Annotated in this window: 3 protein-coding genes; all 3 read right to left on the reverse strand. The window is 75.4% G+C overall.

The window, feature by feature from the left end:
* Positions 1 to 4051: type I polyketide synthase (locus TR50_RS19210; RefSeq protein WP_042422608.1), on the reverse strand; the 4051-nt coding region annotated here is incomplete at its 3' end.
* A 313-nt stretch (positions 4052 to 4364) separates the two neighbouring features.
* Positions 4365 to 7361 (reverse strand): amino acid adenylation domain-containing protein, encoded by a 2997-nt coding sequence (locus TR50_RS19215; protein ID WP_042422611.1) that lies wholly within the window; start codon positions 7359 to 7361, stop codon positions 4365 to 4367.
* A 217-nt stretch (positions 7362 to 7578) separates the two neighbouring features.
* Positions 7579 to 19419 (reverse strand): type I polyketide synthase, encoded by an 11841-nt coding sequence (locus tag TR50_RS19220; RefSeq protein ID WP_042422613.1) that lies wholly within the window; start codon positions 19417 to 19419, stop codon positions 7579 to 7581.
* Positions 19420 to 19461: the final 42 nt, after the last annotated feature.

Below are 19461 nucleotides of genomic sequence, written 5' to 3' on the forward strand. Positions count from 1 at the left end.
GCCAGAACTGAAGCAGCTCCAGCGCGCGGTGCACCGCCTCGCGCACCTGCTGCGGGGAGTCCGCAGCGCTACCGTCCCCGATCGGCAGGTAGAGGATGCCGGGCGCGTGGTCCTCGGCGTCCAGGCGGGCGGCCAGCGCGGCCAGGTCGAGCGGGGTGTCGACGCCGTGGCCGGCGGCCAGCAGTCCGGAGGCCAGGCCCAGCTGGTCGGGGCCGGCCACGGTGTGCCGCTCGGTCGGGGTCTCGGCGCCGTCGGGCAGGGTGAGCGCGGTCCAGGCCTGGGCGAAGAGGGCGTCGGCGACCGCGGCGGTACGGGTGTCGCCGCCGGTCAGCTGCTCGGGGGCGAGCGGCCGCAGCATCAGGCTCTCCACCGTGGAGACCGGCGTGCCGGTGACGTCCACGGCGGCCAGCGTCACCGCGTCGGGGCCTGCGGGCGCGATCCGCACCCGCAGGGCGGCGGCGCCCACCGCGTGCAGCGTCACCCCGCTCCAGGAGAACGGCAGGCGGCCCTGGGCGGGCCGGCCGCTCTCGGCGGTCCCGGCGCCGGGCAGCGCGGCGCTCTGCAGCGCGGTGGCGTGCAGGGCGGCGTCGAGCAGCGCCGGGTGCAGGCCGAAGCCGGCGGCGTCAGCGGCGCTCTCCTCGGGAAGGGCGACCTCGGCGAAGACCTCCTGACCGCGCACCCAGGCCGCGCGCAGACCCCGGAAGGTCGGGCCGTAGCCGAACTGGGCCTCGGTGAGGGCCGGATAGAAGTCGGCCAGGTCGACCGGGCGGGCGTCGGCGGGCGGCCAGACGGCCGGGTCGAAGCCGACCTCGGGGGCCGCGGCGGCCGTGGTGCCGAGCAGACCGTCGGCATGCCGGGTCCACGGCTCGTCGTCGGCGCCGTCCTCGGGGCGGGAGTAGACGGTCAGCGGACGCAGGCCCGACGCGTCGGCCTGGCCGACCCACAACTGCACCTGGACACCGCCCGCTTCCGGCAGCACCAGGGGCGCTTCCAGGGTCAGCTCCTCCAGCCGGTCGCAGCCGACGTGGTCGCCGGCGCGGATCGCCAGCTCGACGAAGGCGGTGCCGGGGAGCAGCACCGAGCCGGCCACCGCGTGGTCGGCCAGCCAGGGGTGGGTGGCAAGCGCGAGCCGGCCGGAGAAGAAGAAGCCGTCGCTGTCGGCCAGTGCCACAGCGGCGCCCAGCAGCGGGTGGTCGGCGGAGCCGAGGCCGATCGCGCGGGCGTCGGCGGGCAGCGCGGCCGACCGGTCGATCCAGTAGGCCTCGTGTTGGAAGGCGTAGGTGGGCAGGTCGACGCGGTGGGCGTCGAGTCCGGCGAAGACCGCGGGCCAGTCGAGCTTGACGCCGCGGGAGAAGAGCCGGCCGAGAGCGGCGGTGAAGGTCCGCGCCTCGGGGCGGCCGGGCCGCAGCACGGGGGTGAAGGCGGCCTCGCGGGTCGCGCACTCCTGGGCCAGGGCGGTGAGGGTGCCGTCCGGACCGAGCTCCAGGAAGGTGCGCGCGCCCTCGGTCTCCAGGGCCAGCACCGCGTCCTGGAAGCGGACGGCCTCGCGGACGTGCCGGACCCAGTAGTCCGGCGAGCACAGCTCCTCGGCGGTGGCGAGCCGACCCGTGAGGGTGGAGACGATCGGGATGCGCGGCGCGGCATAGGTCAGCCGCTCGGCGACCGCGCGGAAGGTGTCCAGCATGCCGTCCATCAGCGGCGAGTGGAACGCGTGACTGACCGTCAGCCGCTTGGTCCTGCGCCCCTGGGCCTCGAGCAGCTCGGCCACCTCCTGGACGGCCTGCTCGGTGCCGGAGATCACCACGGAGGCGGGCCCGTTGACGGCGGCGATGCCGATCTCGTCGGCACGGCCGGCCAGCAGCGGCAGCACCTCGTCCTCACTCGCCCGCACGGCGGTCATCGCGCCGCCGGCGGGCAGTTGCTGCATCAGCCGTCCGCGCGCCGCGACCAGGGCGGCGGCGTGACCGAGGGAGAGCACGCCGGAGACGTGGGCGGCGGCCAGTTCACCGATCGAGTGCCCGGCCAGGAAGTCCGGACGGACGCCCCAGGACTCGGTCAGCCGGAACAGCGCCACTTCGAGGGCGAACAGCGCGGGCTGGGTGTAGCCGGTCTGGTGGATCAGCTCGGGGTCGGCGACGGCGTCCTTGAGCGGACGGTCCAGGTAGCGGTCGAGCTCGGCGCAGACCGTGTCGTAGGCCTCGGCGAACGCGGGGAACGCCTCGTACAGTTCGGCGCCCATGGCGAGACGCTGGCTGCCCTGCCCGGCCAGCAGGTAGGCCACCTTGCCGGCCGAACCGGTGACGCCCTGCGCCGCGTCGGCCTCGCCGCGCGTGAACGCGGCGAGTGTCTCGCGCAGTTCGGCGCGGTCGGCGCCGACCAGGACGGCGCGGTGCTCGAAGGCGGCGCGGGAGGTGGCCAGCGAGTAGGCGACGTCGGCGACGGTCGGCGCGGGCTCGGCGTCCAGGCGCGCGAGCAGCCGCTCGGCCTGGTCGGTGAGCGCCTGGGCGGTGCGGCCCGACAGCACCCACGGCACCACCGGCGTACGCGGCGTGCCGGCGACCCGCGTGTCGGTGCTCGGCGCGTCAGCGCCCTGCGTGTCGGTGCTCGGCGCGTCAGTGCCCTGCTCGGGCTCCTGGGACTCCGCCGCCGGGACAGCAGGAGCCGGGGCCGGGGCCTGCTCGATGATGGCGTGCGCGTTGGTGCCGCTGAAGCCGAAGGAGGAGACACCGGCGCGGCGCGGCTCCTCGCGCTCGGGCCAGTCCTGCTCGGTGGAGAGCAGCCGGACCGCGCCGGCGCTCCAGTCGACGACCGGTGAGGCCGTGTCGGCGTGCAGGGTGCGCGGCAGCAGCCCGTGCCGCATCGCCATCACCATCTTGATGACACCGGCCACGCCGGCCGCCGCCTGGGTGTGGGCGATGTTGGACTTCACCGAGCCCAGCCACAGCGGGTGGTCCTCGGGGCGGTCCTTGCCGTAGGTGGCCAGCAGCGCCTGGGCCTCGATCGGGTCGCCGAGGGAGGTACCGGTGCCGTGCGCCTCGACCACGTCGACCTGCTGGGCCGTCAGCCGGGCGTTCTCCAGCGCCTGGCGGATCACCCGCTGCTGTGCGGGACCGCTGGGGGCGGTCAGGCCGTTGCTGGCGCCGTCCTGGTTGACGGCCGTGCCGCGCACGACGGCCAGCACCCGGTGGTTGTTGCGCCGGGCGTCGCTGAGCCGCTCCAGCAGCAGCATGCCGACGCCCTCGCCCCAGCCGGTGCCGTCGGCCTCGGCGGAGAACGCCTTGCAGCGCCCGTCGGCGGCCAGGCCGCGCTGGCGGCTGAAGTCGACGAAGGCGTCGGGGGTGGACATGACGGTCACGCCGCCGGCCAGGGCCAGCGTGGACTCGCCGCGCCGCAGCGACTGCACGGCCAAGTGGAGGGCGACCAGCGACGAGGAGCAGGCGGTGTCGATGGTGAGCGCCGGGCCTTCCAGACCGAGCGCGTAGGCGACCCGGCCGGACGCGATGCTGGCCGAGCTGCCGGTGCCCAGGAACGCCTCGACGCCCTCCGGCACGGCGTGCAGGCGGGCGGCGTAGTTGTGGTAGATGACACCGGCGAACACGCCGGTCCGGCTGCCGCGCAGGGTGGTCGGGTCGATGCCGGCGCGCTCGAAGGCCTCCCAGGAGGTCTCCAGCAGCAGCCGCTGCTGCGGGTCCATCGCCGTCGCCTCGCGCGGCGAGATGCCGAAGAACGCCGGGTCGAAGTCGGTGGCCCGGTGCAGGAAGCCGCCCACGTCGACGTACGAGGTGCCCGGGTGGTCGGGGTCCGGGTGGTAGAGGTTGTCCAGGTCCCAGCCGCGGTTGACGGGGAACCCGTCGACGGCGTCCCGCCCCTCGCTGACCAGCTGCCACAGCTCCTCCGGCGAGCCGACGTCGCCCGGCAGGCGGCAGGCCATGCCGACGATCGCGATCGGCTCGTGGTCGGTGTCCTCCACCTCCTGGAGGCGCTGGCGGGTCTGCGCCAGATCGGCGGTCACCCACTTGAGGTAGTCACGCAGCGTCTCTTCATTCGCCATCTAATTGCCCACCTCTTCAGCGCATCCGGTCGGCGCACGTCGGGCTTCGACGGTTCTCACCGGCCGGAGTTCGCAGCAACGACCCCGACGGCATGCAGGGCCGCCGATCGGAGTCCTCGGCGACCTCGGGCGACGGGAGCTTCTCCCAGGTCGCCTACGCATTTCGCTATCCGAGATGATGGGCGGCGGCCCGACCGCCCCTCAACCCCTATCCGTCCCCTAGGCCCTGGAGTCGGGGCTGCCCGCCGACCTGCGGTGAGGCGGCGGGCAGCGCGGCGGCGGGCAGTGCGCGGGCACGGCGCCGCGAGGGCGGTCAGGCCCGCCGTTCGGCGCGGGCGAGCTCGGCCACCCGGCCGAGGGTGGGCTCGCGCAGGATCGAGCCCAGGTGCGCCATGAACGCCTTCTCCTGGCCGGGCGTCAGTACCTCGGCGCAGACGCCGGCGAGCATGGCCAGCAGTGCCACCGAGTCACCGCCCAGGCGGTGGAAGTCGGCCGTCCCGTCGAGGCGCGAGCGTGGCACGCCGAGGGTACGGGCCCAGATGCCGGCCACCGCCTCCTCCACCGGGTCCACCGGTACTCCGCGGTCGGGGGCGTCGCGGGCGTCGGCCGCCTCGGCCTCGGCGAACGGGTCGGGCAACGCCCGTGCGTCGACCTTACCGCTCACGGTGTAGGGCAGTTCGGGGAGCGCCATGACGGCCGCGGGCAGCATGTACGCGGGCAGGCGGCCCACCAGGTGCTCGGCCAGCTCGTCCTCGGTGACCGGCGCGTTCGTCAGCACGTAGCCGTACAGGCTCTTGCCGTGGCCGCCCTGGCTGCCCGGGCGGGTCCGGGCGATCACCACCGCGCGGTCCACGGCCGGGTGCTCCTCCAGGGCCTGGGCCACCTCCGCGGGCTCCACCCGGTGGCCGCGGATCTTGACCTGGTCGTCGATCCGCCCGACGCACTCCAGCTCGCCGGAGGGCAGGATGCGGACCAGGTCGCCGGTCCGGTAGACCCGGGTGCCGTCGGCCAGTTCGACGAAACGCTCCCGGTTGAGGTCGGGCCGCCCGAGGTAGCCGCGGGCGAGCTGGGCGCCGCCCAGGTGGAGCTCACCGATCTCGCCCGGGGCGACGTACCGCCGGTCCTCGTCCAGCAGGTGGACGGTGGTGTTGTCGGCCGGGAGGCCGATCGGCACGACCGCGCCGCGGGCGTCCCGCACCGGGTCGAAGGTGTGCGCGGTGCAGCCGATCGTCGCCTCGGTCGGCCCGTACTCGTTGATGATCCGGCAGCCGGGGCCGAACATCTGCTGCGCCCGGGCGGCGACCTCCACCCGCAGCTGCTCGCCGATCACGATCACCGCGCGGTAGCCGCTGGGCGCGAGGTCGAGGCGGCCGATCAGGTCCAGGTGGGAGGGGGTCAGGTTCAGCATGGTGGCGCCCGAGTCCACCAGCAGCTCGCGCAGCGAGAGGTGGTTGGGCTCCGCGCGCATCAGCACCACCTCGCCGCCCGCCAGCAGCGGCAGGAAGACCGAGGTGCCTGTGACGTCGAAGGAGAGCGAGGTGACCAGCGGCAGGCGGGTGTCGGCGTCCACCCCGAACGCGCGGGTGCCCCAGTGCACGTAGTTGAGCAGGGCGCGGTGCTCGATCTGCACGCCCTTGGGCCGGCCGGTCGATCCGGAGGTGTAGATGACGTAGCAGAGGTCCGCCGGATCGATCACGGCGTCCTGGAACTCCCCCGGCGGGACGCCGTCCAGGGCCAGGTCGTCCAGGATCAGCGGGCGGCAGCCGGGCGGGACGCAGGCGCGCTCGTCGTAGGGGCGTTGCGTCAGGCAGAAGGTGCTGCCGGAGTCGGTGAGCAGGTCGGCGATCCGCGCGTCGGGGTGGCGGGTGTCCAGCGGCAGGTAGGCGGCGCCCACCCGCAGCACGCCCCAGAGCCCGGCCATCGCCGCCACCGTGCGGTCCGCCAGCAGGCCGACCACCGTGCCCGGTCCGACGCCCTGGCGGCGCAGTTCGGTGGCGACGGCGTCCGCCCGGCGGCTGAGCTCCGCGTAGGTCACCTTGCCCTCCGGGCCGCTCAGCGCGACGCGGTCCGGGGTCCGGTCGACCTGCTCGCGGAAGAGCTCGACCACCGAGCGCTCGGACGGCAGCGGGCGGTCGGTGCGGTTGCCGGCCCACCGGCGGTTCGCCGCCGGGGAGAGCGCCTCGGCCGCGGTCTCCAGCAGCGCCTCGGCGCGCTCGGCCAGCCCCGGCGCGTCGTGCCAGGCGACGGTGATCTCGGTACGGCCGGGGCTCTCCAGCAGGTCGATCTCCGGCGGGCCGCCGGGGCTGACTCCGCCGAGCGAGTAGACGGCGGTGGTCCGGAAGCGGTCGGTGGACAGCTCGTCGTGGTCGACGCCGCCGAGCTGCGAGAGGTAGGCGCCGGCCTGGTAGCGGCCCCGGCGCCGGGCGGCCCGGTCGATCCCGGCGTTGACGGCCCTCATCGCCGGCACCGGCATCCTGAGCAGCCAGGAGGCGAACGGCAGGGTTAACTCCTCACGCTCGGCGAGCGAGCCGAGCAGCCGCCGCTGCACCTCCTGCCAGTCCTCCCCGGCCGCGACGTCCACCCGCAGCGCGTGGACCAGCATGGCGGTGGAGCGCAGCTCGGGGGCGTGGCGGCGCAGGTCGACGGGGACGAAGAAGCGACCGTCGCCGGTCTCGGTGCTCGCGGCGAGCGCGGCGGCGACCTTGGCCACCGACGCCGGGTGGCGGCCGTCGACCGAGCGGCGGCGCCAGAGCAGACGCGAGGTCTGCTGCGCCGGGCTGCCGGCCAGGGCGGGCCATTCGAGTGGTGCGGCGGGCGCAGTCCGCAGCCCGGTGGCGGACGCGGCGACGCTCCGGGCCAGGTCGTGGTGGTTCAGTGGCGAGTCGTGGCCCAGCGGCGGCTCCCCGCGCAGGACCCGGAAGACGTCGCCCATCCACAGCAGCAGGCCGCGGGCGTCGGTGACGCCGTGGAAGGCGCGGAAGACCAGCGTGGTCGGCGTGGTCGGCGTTCCGGGGACCAGCACCGCCTCGCAGGTGGCGCCGGCGCCGTCCAGTCCCCGGTGCAGCGCGGGGCTGTCGAGACGCCCGCGGTCGAAGGCGCCGGGCGGAAGGACGTGCAGCTCGGGCGCGACGCCGCTGTCCACCCACCGGCGGCCCTCGCGGACCAGGCGCATGCCCGGGGACGTCTCGGCGGCGATCGCCATCGCCTCGGCCAGCTCGCCGGGCGCGAGTTCGCCCGCGCCCTCCACCACGTGCTGGACCAGGCACAGCGCCGGGCGCAGGCCCAGGAAGGCCCACTCCATGGCCGTCATGTCCCGGCCGTAACGCCCGGGACCGGGCGCGGCTCCCACCCGCGGCGGGAGGGAAGGACGTTCGTCTTCGTGTTCGGTTGTCACCGGTGCTCGTGGTCTTTTCTGACGGTCGGAAAGCGGATGCCGCAGCGACGGCATCCGGCGGAACAGGAGGCGGCCCGGGCCCGGACGCGCTCGGCGTCCGAGCCCGGGCCGCATCGGCTTCGTGCTCAGGCGGTCAGTTGCCGTCCCCCTGGGACTCCTGGGACCCGTGGGACCGGCCGAGCTGGTCGTTGATGAAGGCGAAGAGCTCGTCGTCGGAGGCCGCCTTGAGCTGCTCGGTCGGCACCGCGCCGCCGGTTCCCACCGCGCCGCCGGCCGACGCCGGGGCGACGGCGAGCGTGCCCAGCAGCGCCTGAAGCCGGGCTGCCAGGGTGCCGCGCACCTCGGCGTCCAGGTCCGGGCCCGCCCCGAACGCAGCTTCCAGCCGGTCGAGTTCGGCCAGCAGCGGCTGGGCGGAGGCGGACGGGGCCGGGACGATCTCGGCCAGCAGCAGCTCGGCGAGCGCGGCCGGCGTCGGGTGGTCGAAGACCAGCGTCGCGGACAGGCGCAGGCCGGAGACCGCGTTCATCCGGTTCCGCAGCTCGATGCCGGTCAGCGAGTCGAACCCGAGTTCCTTGAAGGCCCGTTCGGCCTCCACGGACTCCGGCCCGGCGTGCCCGAGGACCGCCGCGACCTGCGTGCAGACCAGTTCCAGCAGGAGCTTGCGGCGCTCCTCCTGGTCGAGACCGGCCAGCCGCTGCTCCAACGTCGGCCCCTCGACGACCCCGACGGCGGCGCGGGCGGCGCGGCGTGCGGGGGCCCGCACCAGGCCGCGCAGCAGCGGCGGGACGGCGGCCGGGTCGGCGTGGGCCCGCAGCCCGGCGACGTCCAGGCCCATCGGGGCGACGGTGGCGCGGCCCAGCCCGGCCGCGGTGTCGAGCAGTTCCAGGCCCTGGGCGGAGGACAGCGGCGTGATGCCGCCGCGCGACATCCGCTCCAGATCCGCCTGCGCCAGGTTGCCGGTCATCCCGCTGCTCTCGGCCCACAGGCCCCAGGCCAGCGAGAGCGCGGGCAGGCCGAGTCGGCCGCGACGGGTGGCCAGCGCGTCCAGGAAGGCGTTGGCCGCCGCGTAGTTGCCCTGCCCGGCGCTGGAGAAGGTGCCGGCGACGGAGGAGAAGAGCACGAACGCCGACAGGTCCAGCCCGGCGGTCAGCTCGTGCAGGTTGAGCGCGGCGTCCACCTTGGGACGCAGCACGGTGTCCAGCCGCTCCCCGGTGAGCGAGGAGACCACGCCGTCGTCGATCACGCCGGCGGTGTGGACGACGGCGGTGAGCGGGCGGGGCAGCCCGGTCAGCAGCTTGGCCAGCGCCTCGCGGTCGGCCACGTCGCAGGCCGCGAGCTGCACCGAGGCTCCCAACCCCTCCAGCTCGGCCGCGAGTTCGGCGGCGCCAGGGGCGTCGGCGCCGCGCCGGCTGGTGAGCAGCAGGTGCCGGGCGCCGTGCTCGGTCACCATCCGCCGGGCCACGAGGGACCCGAGGGTGCCGGTGGCGCCGGTGACGAGGACCGTGCCGTCCGGGTCCAGCGGGGCCGGGACGGTGAGGACGACCTTGCCGGTGTGCTTGGCCTGCGAGACGAAGCGGAACGCCTCCGGCGCCCGGTGGACGTCCCAGGTGGCGATCGGCAGGTGGGCCAGGGCTCCCTGGTCGAACAGGGCGAGGACGGCGGCGAGCATCTCGCCGGTCCGCTCGGGGCCGGCCTCGATCAGGTCGAAGCCCTGGTAGTGCACGCCCGGGTGGTCGGCCGCGACCTGCTCGGGGTCACGGACGTCCGTCTTGCCCATCTCGACGAACCGGCCGCCGCGCGGCAGCAGCCGCAGCGAGGCGTCCACGAACTCCCGGGCGAGGGAATCCAGGACCACGTCCACGCCCCGGCCGCCGCTGGCGGCCCGGAAGCGGTCCTCGAACTCCAGGTCGCGCGAGGAGGCGATGTGCGCCTCGTCGAGACCCAGCGAGCGCAGCGCGTCCCACTTGCCCGCGCTGGCCGTTCCGTAGACCTCGGCGCCCAGGTGGCGGGCCAACTGGACGGCGGCCATGCCCACCCCGCCGGCGGCGGCGTGGATCAGGACCGACTCGCCGGACTTCAGCCCGGCGAGGTCGACCAGCGCGTAGTAGGCCGTCAGGTAGACCACGGGCACGGACGCGGCCTCGGCGAAGGTCCAGCTGTCGGGCATCCGGGCGATCATCCGGCGGTCGACCACGGCGACCGGGCCGAAGCCGCCCGAGAGCATGCCGAACACCCGGTCCCCGACCTCCAGGTCGGTGACGCCAGGGCCGAGCTCCAGCACCACGCCGGCGCCTTCCAGGCCCAGCAGACCGGCGTTGCCCGGGTACATGCCCAGCGCGTTCAGCACGTCGCGGAAGTTCAGGCCGGCGGCCCGCACCCCGATCCGCACACTGCCGGGCTCCAGCGGCGCGAGCGCCGGCGGGTGCTCCACCAGGGCCAGGTTGTCCAGGGCGCCCTTGACGGGGATGCCCAGTCGCCAGGCGGCGGAGTCCTGCGGCGGGGTCAGCGCCTCGTCCACGGCGATCCGGGCCAGTCGGGGCACGGAGCAGGCACCCTGGCGGATCGCCAGTTCCGGCTCGCCACCGGCCAGCGCCGCCGCCAGCACGCCATCCAGGTCCGCCGGGGAGTCGGCCGCGTCCAGGTCGAGCAGCACGAACCGGTCCGGGTTCTCCGCCTGCGCGGAACGCACCAGACCCCACACCGCCGCACCCGCCGGATCGGCCAACGCCTCACCCGACAGCGGCGCGACCGCGCCACGCGTCACCACCACCAGCCGCGCGTCAGCGAAGCGCTCCTCGGCCAGCCAGCCCTGCACCAGCCCCAGGGCCCGGTGGGAGACCTCCCGCACCGCGCCCGCCGACAGCTCACCCGCCGCCGAACCGCAGGACGCGAACACCACATCCGGCACGACCTCGGCCGCCGCCAACCCCCCCAGATCGGCGAAGCCCTCGACGGCGGGACCCTCCAGCGCACCACCGAGCGCAGCCCAACGACCGCGCTCCACGCCCTCGGACGCCGTCGGCAGCGCCGTCCACTCCACCCGGAACAGCGACTCGTGGTGCGCGCCCCGGGCGGCACCGCGCAACTGGTCGGCGGCGACCGGGCGCAGCACCAGCGACTCCACGGTGGCCACCGGCGCGCCGGTGGCGTCGGCGACCGCCAGGGCGACCGCGTCCGTGCCCTGGGGGCTGATCCGCACCCGCAGGGCGGACGCACCAGCGGCGTGCAGGGTGACGCCGCTCCAGGCGAACGGCAGTCGGCCGCCCTCGGCGCCGCTCCCCTGGAGGAAGGTGCCGTGCAGCGCGGCGTCGAGCAGCGCGGGGTGCAGCCCGAACAGGCTCCCGTCCGGCTCGGTGCCCTCGGGCAGCCGGACCTCGGCGAAGATCTCCTCGCCGCGCTGCCAGGCGGCGGTCAGGCCCTGGAAGGCGGGCCCGTAGGCGAACCCGCCGACCGCCAGGCGCTCGTAGAAGCCGGTGGTCTCCAGCGGCACGGCCTCGGCGGGGGGCCACACGGTCAGGTCGGCGGCGCCGGCCGGATCACCGGCCGGGCCCGTGCCCAGCGCGCCGTCGGCGTGCTTGGTCCACGGCTCGTCGGCCGCCGCGTCCTCGGGACGGGAGTGCACGGAGAGCGCCCGGCGGCCCGACTCGTCGGCGGGGCCGAGCCAGAGCTGGACCTGGAGCGCGCCGCTCGGGGGCAGCACCAGGGGGGCCATCAGGGTCAGCTCCTCCAGGCGGTCGCAGCCCGCCTGGTCGCCCGCGCGGACCGCGAGCTCGACGAAGGCCGTGCCCGGCAGCAGGACCGTCCCGGAGACCGCGTGGTCGGCCAGCCAGGGGTGGGTGTCCAGGGCGAGCCGCCCGGTGAACAGGAAGCCGTCCGACTCGGCCAGCGGGGCGGCGGCCCCGAGCAGCGGGTGCTCCGGGGTCACCAGGCCCGCCGACGCGACGTCGGCCGCCCACAGCGCCGGGGCCTCCAGCCAGTACCGCTCGCGCTGGAAGGCGTAGGTCGGCAGGTCCACCCGGCGCGCCTCGGTGCCGGCGAAGACCGCCGGCCAGTCCAGCGCGACGCCGCGCACGTGCAGCTGGGCGAGCGCGGTGGTGAACGTCCGCGCCTCGTCGCGGTCGCGACGCAGCACGGGCGTGAAGACCGCGTCCTCGGTCACGCACTCCTGGGCGAGCGCGGCGAGGGTGCCGTCCGGGCCCAACTCCAGGTAGGTGCGGACGCCTTCGCCCTCCAGGGCCTGGACGGCGTCGGCGAAGCGGACAGCCTCGCGGACGTGCCGCACCCAGTACTCGGGCGAGGTCAGGTCGGCGGACCGGTCCAGAGTGGAGACGATCGGGAGCTGCGGGGCGTGGTAGGTCATCTGCTCCGCCACCGCGCGGAACTCGTCGAGCATCGGCTCCATCAGCGGCGAGTGGAACGCGTGACTGACCGTCAGCCGCTTGGTCTTGCGACCCTGCGCCGCCAGCTGCCCGGCGACATCCGCGACAGCCCCTTCGGTGCCCGACAGCACCACGGACGTGGGCCCGTTGACGGCCGCGATCCCCACCTCGTCGGTGAGCAGCGGCAGCACCTCGTCCTCGGCGGCCTGGACGGCGACCATCGCGCCACCGGCGGGCAGCGCCTGCATGAGGCGGCCGCGCGCGGCGACCAGTCGGGCCGCGTCGGCGAGCGAGAGGACGCCCGCGACGTGCGCGGCGGCCAGCTCGCCGATGGAGTGCCCGGCCAGGAAGTCCGGGCGGACGCCCCAGGACTCGACCAGGCGGAAGAGCGCCACCTCCAGCGCGAACAGCGCCGGCTGGGTGTACCCGGTCCGGTCGATCAGTTCGTCCGCCTCAGCGAGCGGCGTCTCCAGGTGCCGGTCCAGCTCCGCGCGGACCGCGTCGTAGGCGGCGGCGAACACCGGGAACGCGCCGTACAGTCCGGCGCCCATGCCGACCCGCTGGCTGCCCTGCCCCGCGAACAGGAACGCGGTGCGCGGCGTGCTGCCGGCCGCACCCTCGACCAGGTTGCCGGACGTCTCCCCGGCGGCCAGCGCCGCCAGGCCGCGCAGCAGCTCCTCGCGCTCGGCGCCGACCACGGCGGCGCGCTGCTCGAGTGCGCCGCGCGTGACGGCCAGCGAGAAGGCGACGTCGACCGGATGCGCCTCGGGATCGGCGGTCAACCGCTCGTGCAGCTTGGCCGCCTGGCCGCGCAGCGCCTCGCGGGTCCTAGCGGAGAGCACCCAGGGCAGCGCCGCCGGGGCGACCGGTTCTGCCTGGACGGCGGGCTCGGGGGCCTGCTCGATGATGGCGTGCGCGTTGGTGCCGCTGACGCCGAAGGACGAGACACCCGCGCGACGCGGCCGGCCCGTCTCCGGCCACGCACGCGCCTCGGTCAGCAGCTCCACCGCTCCGGCCGACCAGTCGACGTGCGGCGTGGGCTCGTCCACATGCAGGGTCTGCGGCAGCACGCCGTGACGCATCGCCATGACCATCTTGATGATCCCGGCGGCGCCTGCGGCGGCCTGCGTGTGACCGAGGTTCGACTTGATCGAGCCGAGCCAGAGCGGCCGCTCGTCGGTGTGCTCCTCGCCGTAGGTGGCGAGCAGGGCCTGCGCCTCGATCGGGTCGCCCAGCGAGGTGCCGGTGCCGTGCGCCTCCACGGCGTCGACCTGGTCCGCCGTCAGGCCGGCGTTGGCCAGCGCGGCGCGGATCACCCGTTGCTGCGACGGGCCGTTGGGGGCGGTCAGGCCGTTGCTGGCGCCGTCCTGGTTGACGGCCGTGCCGCGCACGATCGCCAGCACCGGATGACCGTTGCGGCGGGCGTCGGAGAGGCGCTCGACCAGCAGCATGCCGACGCCCTCGGCCCAGCTGGTCCCGTCCGCGTCGGCGGAGAAGGACTTGCAGCGGCCGCTGGACGACAGACCGCCCTGGCGGGCGAAGTCGACGAAGGTGTCGGGCGTGGCCATCACGGTCACACCACCGGCCAGCGCGAGCGTGCACTCACCGCTGCGCAGCGCCTGGGCGGCCAGGTGCAGCGCGACCAGCGAGGAGGAGCAGGCGGTGTCCACGGTGACCGCCGGTCCCTCCAGGCCGAAGGTGTAGGAGACCCGGCCCGAGGCGACGCTGCCCGCTCCGCCGGTGCCGAGGTAGCCCGCGACCTCCTCGGGGACGGCGGGCAGACGGGTGACGTAGTCGTGGTACATCACGCCCGCGAAGACGCCGGTCCTGCTGCCCTTGACCGAGGCCGGGTCGATGCCGGCCCGCTCGAACGCCTCCCAGGACGCCTCCAGCAGCAGCCGCTGCTGCGGGTCCATCGCCAGCGCCTCGCGCGGGTTGATGCCGAAGAAGGTCGGGTCGAAGGCGCTGGCGTCGTGCAGGAAGCCGCCCTGGAGCGCGGCGCTCGCCCGCTCGCTGTCGGCGCTGTGCAGCGCGTCCACCAGCCAGCCTCGGTCGGCGGGGAAGCCGGAGATGCCGTCGCGGCCGTCGGTGACCAGCTGCCACAGCTCCTCCGGCGTGGTCACCCCGCCGGGGTAGCGGCAGGCCATCCCGATGATGGCGATCGCCTCGTCGGAGGCTCCCCCGCTGGCGGGGAGGCCGGCCCGGGTGGCGTCGGCCTGCGGCGCGGAGCCGCGGAGCCCGGTGCCCAACTGCTCGGCCAGGGCGGCCGGGTTCGGGTAGTCGAAGACCAGGGTGGCGGGCAACCGCAGACCGGTGGCCGCGTTCAGGCGGTTGCGCAGCTCGACGGCGGTCAGCGAGTCGAAGCCGAGCTCCTTGAAGGCGAGGTGGGCCTCGACGGCGTGGGCGTCGGCGTGCCCGAGCACGGCGGCGACCTGGCCGGTGACCAGGGTCAGCAGCGCCTTGCGCTGCTCGGCCTCGGACAGTGCGGCCAGCTGCCGGGCGAACGAGTCGCCGGCCTGCTCGGCCTGGGCGGCTCGCCGGGCCGGGGCCCGGACCAGGCCACGCAGCAGCGCGGGCAGCGCGGGGCTCGCGGCCTGGGCCCGCAGCCCGGCCAGGTCCAGGCGGATCGGGACGTAGGTCGCGCCGCCCAGCGCGGTGGCGGCGTCCAGCAGCGACAGGCCCTCCTCGCTGGAGAGCGCGGCGACCCCGCCGCGGGCCATCCGCTGGAGATCGGCCTCCTCCAACGTGCCGGTCATGCCGCTGCGTTCGGCCCACAGGCCCCAGGCCAGCGCGGTGGCGGGCAGCCCGGACGCCTGGCGGTGCTGCGCGAGCGCGTCCAGGAAGGCGTTGGCGGCGGCGTAGTTGGCCTGACCGGGACCGCCGAGCGTGGCGGCGGCCGCGGAGAAGAGCACGAAGGCGGAGAGGTTCTGGTCCTTCGTCAGTTCGTGCAGGTGCCAGGCCGCGTCGACCTTCGGGCGCAGCACCGGCGTCAGCCGCTCGGGGGTGAGCGCGGAGACGATGCCGTCGTCCAGGACGCCCGCGGTGTGCACCACGGCGCCGAGCGGGTGCTCCAGCGAGCCGAGCAGCGCGGCCAGCGCGTCGCGGTCCGCGACGTCGCAGGCCGCCAGCGTCACCTCGGCGCCCGCCGCGGTCAGCTCGGCGACGAGCTCGGTCGCGCCGGCGGCGTCCGCGCCGCGACGGGAGACCAGCAGCAGACGTCGCACGCCGTGCTCGGCGACCAGGTGACGGGCGACCAGCGCGCCCAGGGTGCCGGTCGCGCCGGTGACCAGCACGGTGCGGTCGGCGTCCACGTCGAGGCCCTGCGGGGCGTCGGCCACGGCGGCGGTGACCCGGGCCAGGCGGGGCACCCGGGCGGTGCCCGCGCGCAGCGCGAGCTGCGGCTCCTCGGTGGCCAGCGCGGCGGGCAGCGCCCGCAGCGAGGCGTCGTCGGCGTCATCGGCGTCGAGGTCGGCCTCGAGGTCGAGCAGGACCAGCCGGCCAGGGTTCTCCATCTGGGCCGAGCGGACCAGACCCCAGACCGTGGCGGCGGCCAGATCGGCGACGTCCTCGCCGGGCGCGACGGCCAGCGCGCCGCGGGTGACCAGCACCAGGCGGGCGTCGGCGAACCGGTCGGCGGCCAGCCACTCCTGGACCAGGGCGAGGGCGCGGCGGGCCGTCGCGTGCGCGGCCTGCGGCAGCTCGCCGGGCTCGGCCCGCAGGGCCGTCAGCACCGTGTCGGGCAGCGCCGCGCCGGACGCGACGGCGCTGTCCAGCGCGGACAGGTCGGCGTGGCCGGGCAGGTCGAGGCCGAGGGGCTCCGCGCCGAGCAGCGCCCACCCCGTGGTGTCGGCGGCGCCGAGCGCGGCGGGCTGCCACTCCACGGCGAACAGCGACTCGTGGTGGCTGCCGCGCGCGGCCTGCACCTGGGCAGCCGAGACCGGCCGCAGCAGCAGCGACTCGACCCGCGCGACGGGAGCGCCGGTGCCGTCGGCGACGGTGACCGAGACGCAGTCCTCGCCCGCCGGGGAGAGCCGCACCCGCAGGCTGTCCGCGCCGGAGGCGTGCAGGGTGACGCCGCTCCAGGCGAACGGGAGCCGGCCGGACTCGCTGGGGCTCAGCAGGGTGCCCATGCCGACGCCGTGCAGGGCGGCGTCGAGCAGCGCGGGGTGCAGGCCGAAGAGGCGGGCGTCGGCCTTGGCCTGCTCGGGCAGCCGGACGTCCGCGAAGATCTCGTCGCCCGACTGCCAGGCGGCGCGCAGGCCCTGGAAGACCGGGCCGTAGCCGAAACCGGCCTCGGCCAGGTACGGGTACAGTCCCTCGGTCTCGACCGGGGTGGCGTCGGCGGGGGGCCAGCTGTCCAGGCCGAGCGGCTCGGCCCGGAGTTCAGCGGCCGCGGGCGCGAGGATGCCGGTGGCGTGCCTGGTCCACGCGTGCTCGGTGGTCAGCGCCGCGCCGCCGACGGCGTCCTCGGGCTCCGGACGGGAGTGCAGGGTGAAGCTGCGGCTGCCGCTGGCGTCCGCCTCCCCCACCGCGAGCTGGAGCTGGACGGCCCCGCGCTCGGGCAGGACCAGCGGCGCTTCCAGGGTCAGTTCGGCGAGCTGGTGGCAGCCCACGTGGTCGCCGGCGCGGATCGCGAGCTCGACGAAGGCGGTCCCGGGCAGCAGGACGGCGCCCATCACGGCGTGGTCGGCGAGCCAGGGGTGGGTCTGCAGCGACAGCAGACCGGTGAAGAGCACGCCGTCGGCGTCGGCGAGCGCGACCGCCGCGCCGAGCAGCGGATGGTCGGCCGCGCCCAGACCGACGGACGCGACGTCGCCGAGCCACCCGGTCGGAGGCTCGGGCCAGTGACGGCGGCGCTGGAAGGCGTAGGTGGGCAGGTCCACCCGCGTCCCGCCCCAGCTCGCGGACACGGCACGCCAGTCGGGCGTGGCCCCGTGGGCGTGTGCCTGGGCGAGCGCGGTCAGCAGGGTCCGGGTCTCGGGACGGCCGGCGCGCAGGGTGGGCACCAGGGCGACGGCATCGGCGTCGTCACCCAGGCAGTGCTGGGCCATGGCGGTCAGGACGCCGTCGGGGCCGAGCTCCAGGTAGGTGGTGACGCCGTTGGCGTCGAGCCTGCGGACGGCGTCGAGGAAGCGGACGGCCTCGCGGACGTGGCGCACCCAGTACTCGGGCGAGCAGACCTCCTCGGCGGTCAGCGAGGCGCCGGTCACGGTGGAGACGATCGGGATGCGCGGCGGCTGGTAGTCCAGGCCCTCGGCGATCCGGCGGAAGTCCGCCAGCATGGCGTCCATCAGCGGCGAGTGGAAGGCGTGGCTCACGGTCAGGCGCTTGGTCTTGCGACCGAGCTCCTCGAAGTGCCGTGCGACCTCCAGGACGTCGTCCTCGGCGCCGGAGACCACCACGGCGGCCGGACCGTTGACGGCGGCGACGCCCACCGTGGCCGCACGGGCGGCCAGCAGCGGCAGCACCTCCTGCTCCGACGCCTGCACGGACACCATCGCGCCACCGGCGGGCAGCGCCTGCATCAACCGGCCGCGCGCCGCGACCAGCGCGCAGGCGTCGGCGAGCGAGAGCACGCCCGCGACGTGGGCGGCGGCCAGTTCGCCGATGGAGTGCCCGGCCAGGAAGTCAGGCGCAAGGCCCCACGACTCCACCAGCCGGAACAGCGCCACCTCGATGGCGAAGAGCGCCGGCTGCGTGTAGCGGGTCTCGTCGAGCAGGCCGTCCTCGGCGCCGACGACGCCGAGGACCACGTCCTTCAGCGGGCGGTCCAGATGCTCGTCCAGCTCCTCACAGACCGCGTCGAACGCCTCGGCGAACACCGGGAACGCCGCGTACGTCTCCGCACCCATCCCGGCGCGCTGGCTGCCCTGGCCGGTGAACAGGAACGCGGTGCGGCCCTCGGCCGCCGCGACGTCCCGCACCAGGTGCGGCGCGCTGTCGCCGGCGGTGAGCGCGTCCAGGCCCGCCAGCAGTTCGGCGCGGTCGGCGGCCAGAACCGCCGCGCGGTGGTCCAGGGCGGCGCGGGTGGTGGCCAGCGAGTGGGCGAGGTCGGCGGGGGCGAGGTCGGGAACGGCGTCCAGGTGGGCGCGGAGTCGTGCGGCCTGGGCGCTCAGGGCCTCGGCGGTCCGCCCCGAGACCAGGTACGGCAGCAGCGCGGGGGCGGCCACCGGCACGTCCTCGGCGGCAGGCTGCCCGGCCTCGGGCTCGGGCGCCTGCTCGATGATGGTGTGGGCGTTGGTGCCGCTGACGCCGAAGGAGGACACGCCCGCGCGGCGCGGCTCGCCGGTCTCCGGCCACGGCCGGGCCTCGTCCAGCAGGGCGACCCCGCCCGAGGACCAGTCGACGTGCGGCGAGGGCTCGTCCACGTGCAGGGTCTTCGGCAGGACGCCGTGCTGCATCGCGAGCACCATCTTGATGACGCCCGCGACACCGGCCGCCGCCTGGGTGTGACCGAGGTTCGACTTGACCGAACCCAGCCACAGCGGCCGGTCCTCGGGGCGCTCCAGGCCGTAGGTGGCAAGGAGAGCCTGCGCCTCGATCGGGTCCCCGAGCACCGTGCCCGTGCCGTGGGCCTCGACGACGTCGACCTGGCTCGGCGTCAGTCCGGCCCCGGCCAGGGCCTGCCGGATGACCCGCTGCTGCGACGGGCCGTTGGGCGCGGTGAGCCCGTTGCTGGCGCCGTCCTGGTTGACCGCCGAGCCGCGGATCACCGCGAGCACCGGGTGGCCGTTGCGCTGGGCGTCACTGAGCCGCTCCAGCAGCAGCATGCCGACGCCCTCGCCCCAGCCGGTGCCGTCGGCCGCCGCCGCGAAGGACTTGCAGCGGCCGTCGGGGGCGAGTCCGCGCTGGCGGCTGAACTGGATGAAGGCCCGCGGGCTGGACATCACCGTGACGCCGCCGGCGAGCGCCAGCGAGCACTCCTTCTGGCGCAGCGCCTGCACCGCGAGGTGCAGGGCGACCAACGAGGAGGAGCAGGCGGTGTCGACGGTGACGGCCGGGCCCTCCAGGCCGAAGGTGTAGGAGAGGCGGCCGGACAGGACGCTCGCCGCGTTGCCGGTGAGCGTGTAGCCCTCGACGCCCTCGGGCACCTGGTACAGCAGGTCGCCGTAGTCCTGGCCGTTGGTCCCGGCGAAGACGCCGGTCCGGCTGCCCTTGAGCGAGGTCGGATCGATGCCCGCCCGCTCCAGCACCTGCCAGGACGCCTCCAGAAGCAGCCGCTGCTGCGGGTCCATGCCGAGCGTCTCACGGGGGCTGATGCCGAAGAACGCGGCGTCGAACTCCGTGGCGTCGTAGAGGAAGCCGCCGCTTCTGGTGTAGCTGGTGCCCTGCTGGTCGGGGTCGTCGTCGAAGAGCGAGGCCACGTCCCAGCCGCGGTCGGACGGGAAGTCGCCGATCGCGTCGCGGCCCTCCGCCACCAACTGCCACAGGTCCTCGGGCGAGTTCACCCCGCCGGCGAACCGGCAGCTCATCGAGACCAGGGCGATCGGCTCGGAGTCGCCCGACTCGGCGTCACGCAGCCGCTGGCGGGTCTGGTGCAGATCCGCCGTCACGCGCTTCAGATAGTCGAGGAGCTTGTCCTGGTCCTGATCCACTGTTGGAACCTCACCCAATTCGTTCACTGCTGAAGGTAGTTG

The organism is Streptacidiphilus anmyonensis, from assembly GCF_000787855.1.
Lineage (GTDB): Bacteria > Actinomycetota > Actinomycetes > Streptomycetales > Streptomycetaceae > Streptacidiphilus > Streptacidiphilus anmyonensis.

Excerpts from the sequence above, each read along its gene's own strand:
- TR50_RS19215 (WP_042422611.1), bottom strand. The coding sequence starts at position 7,361 with ATGACGGCCATGGAGTGGGCCTTCCTGGGCCTGCGCCCGGCGCTGTGC.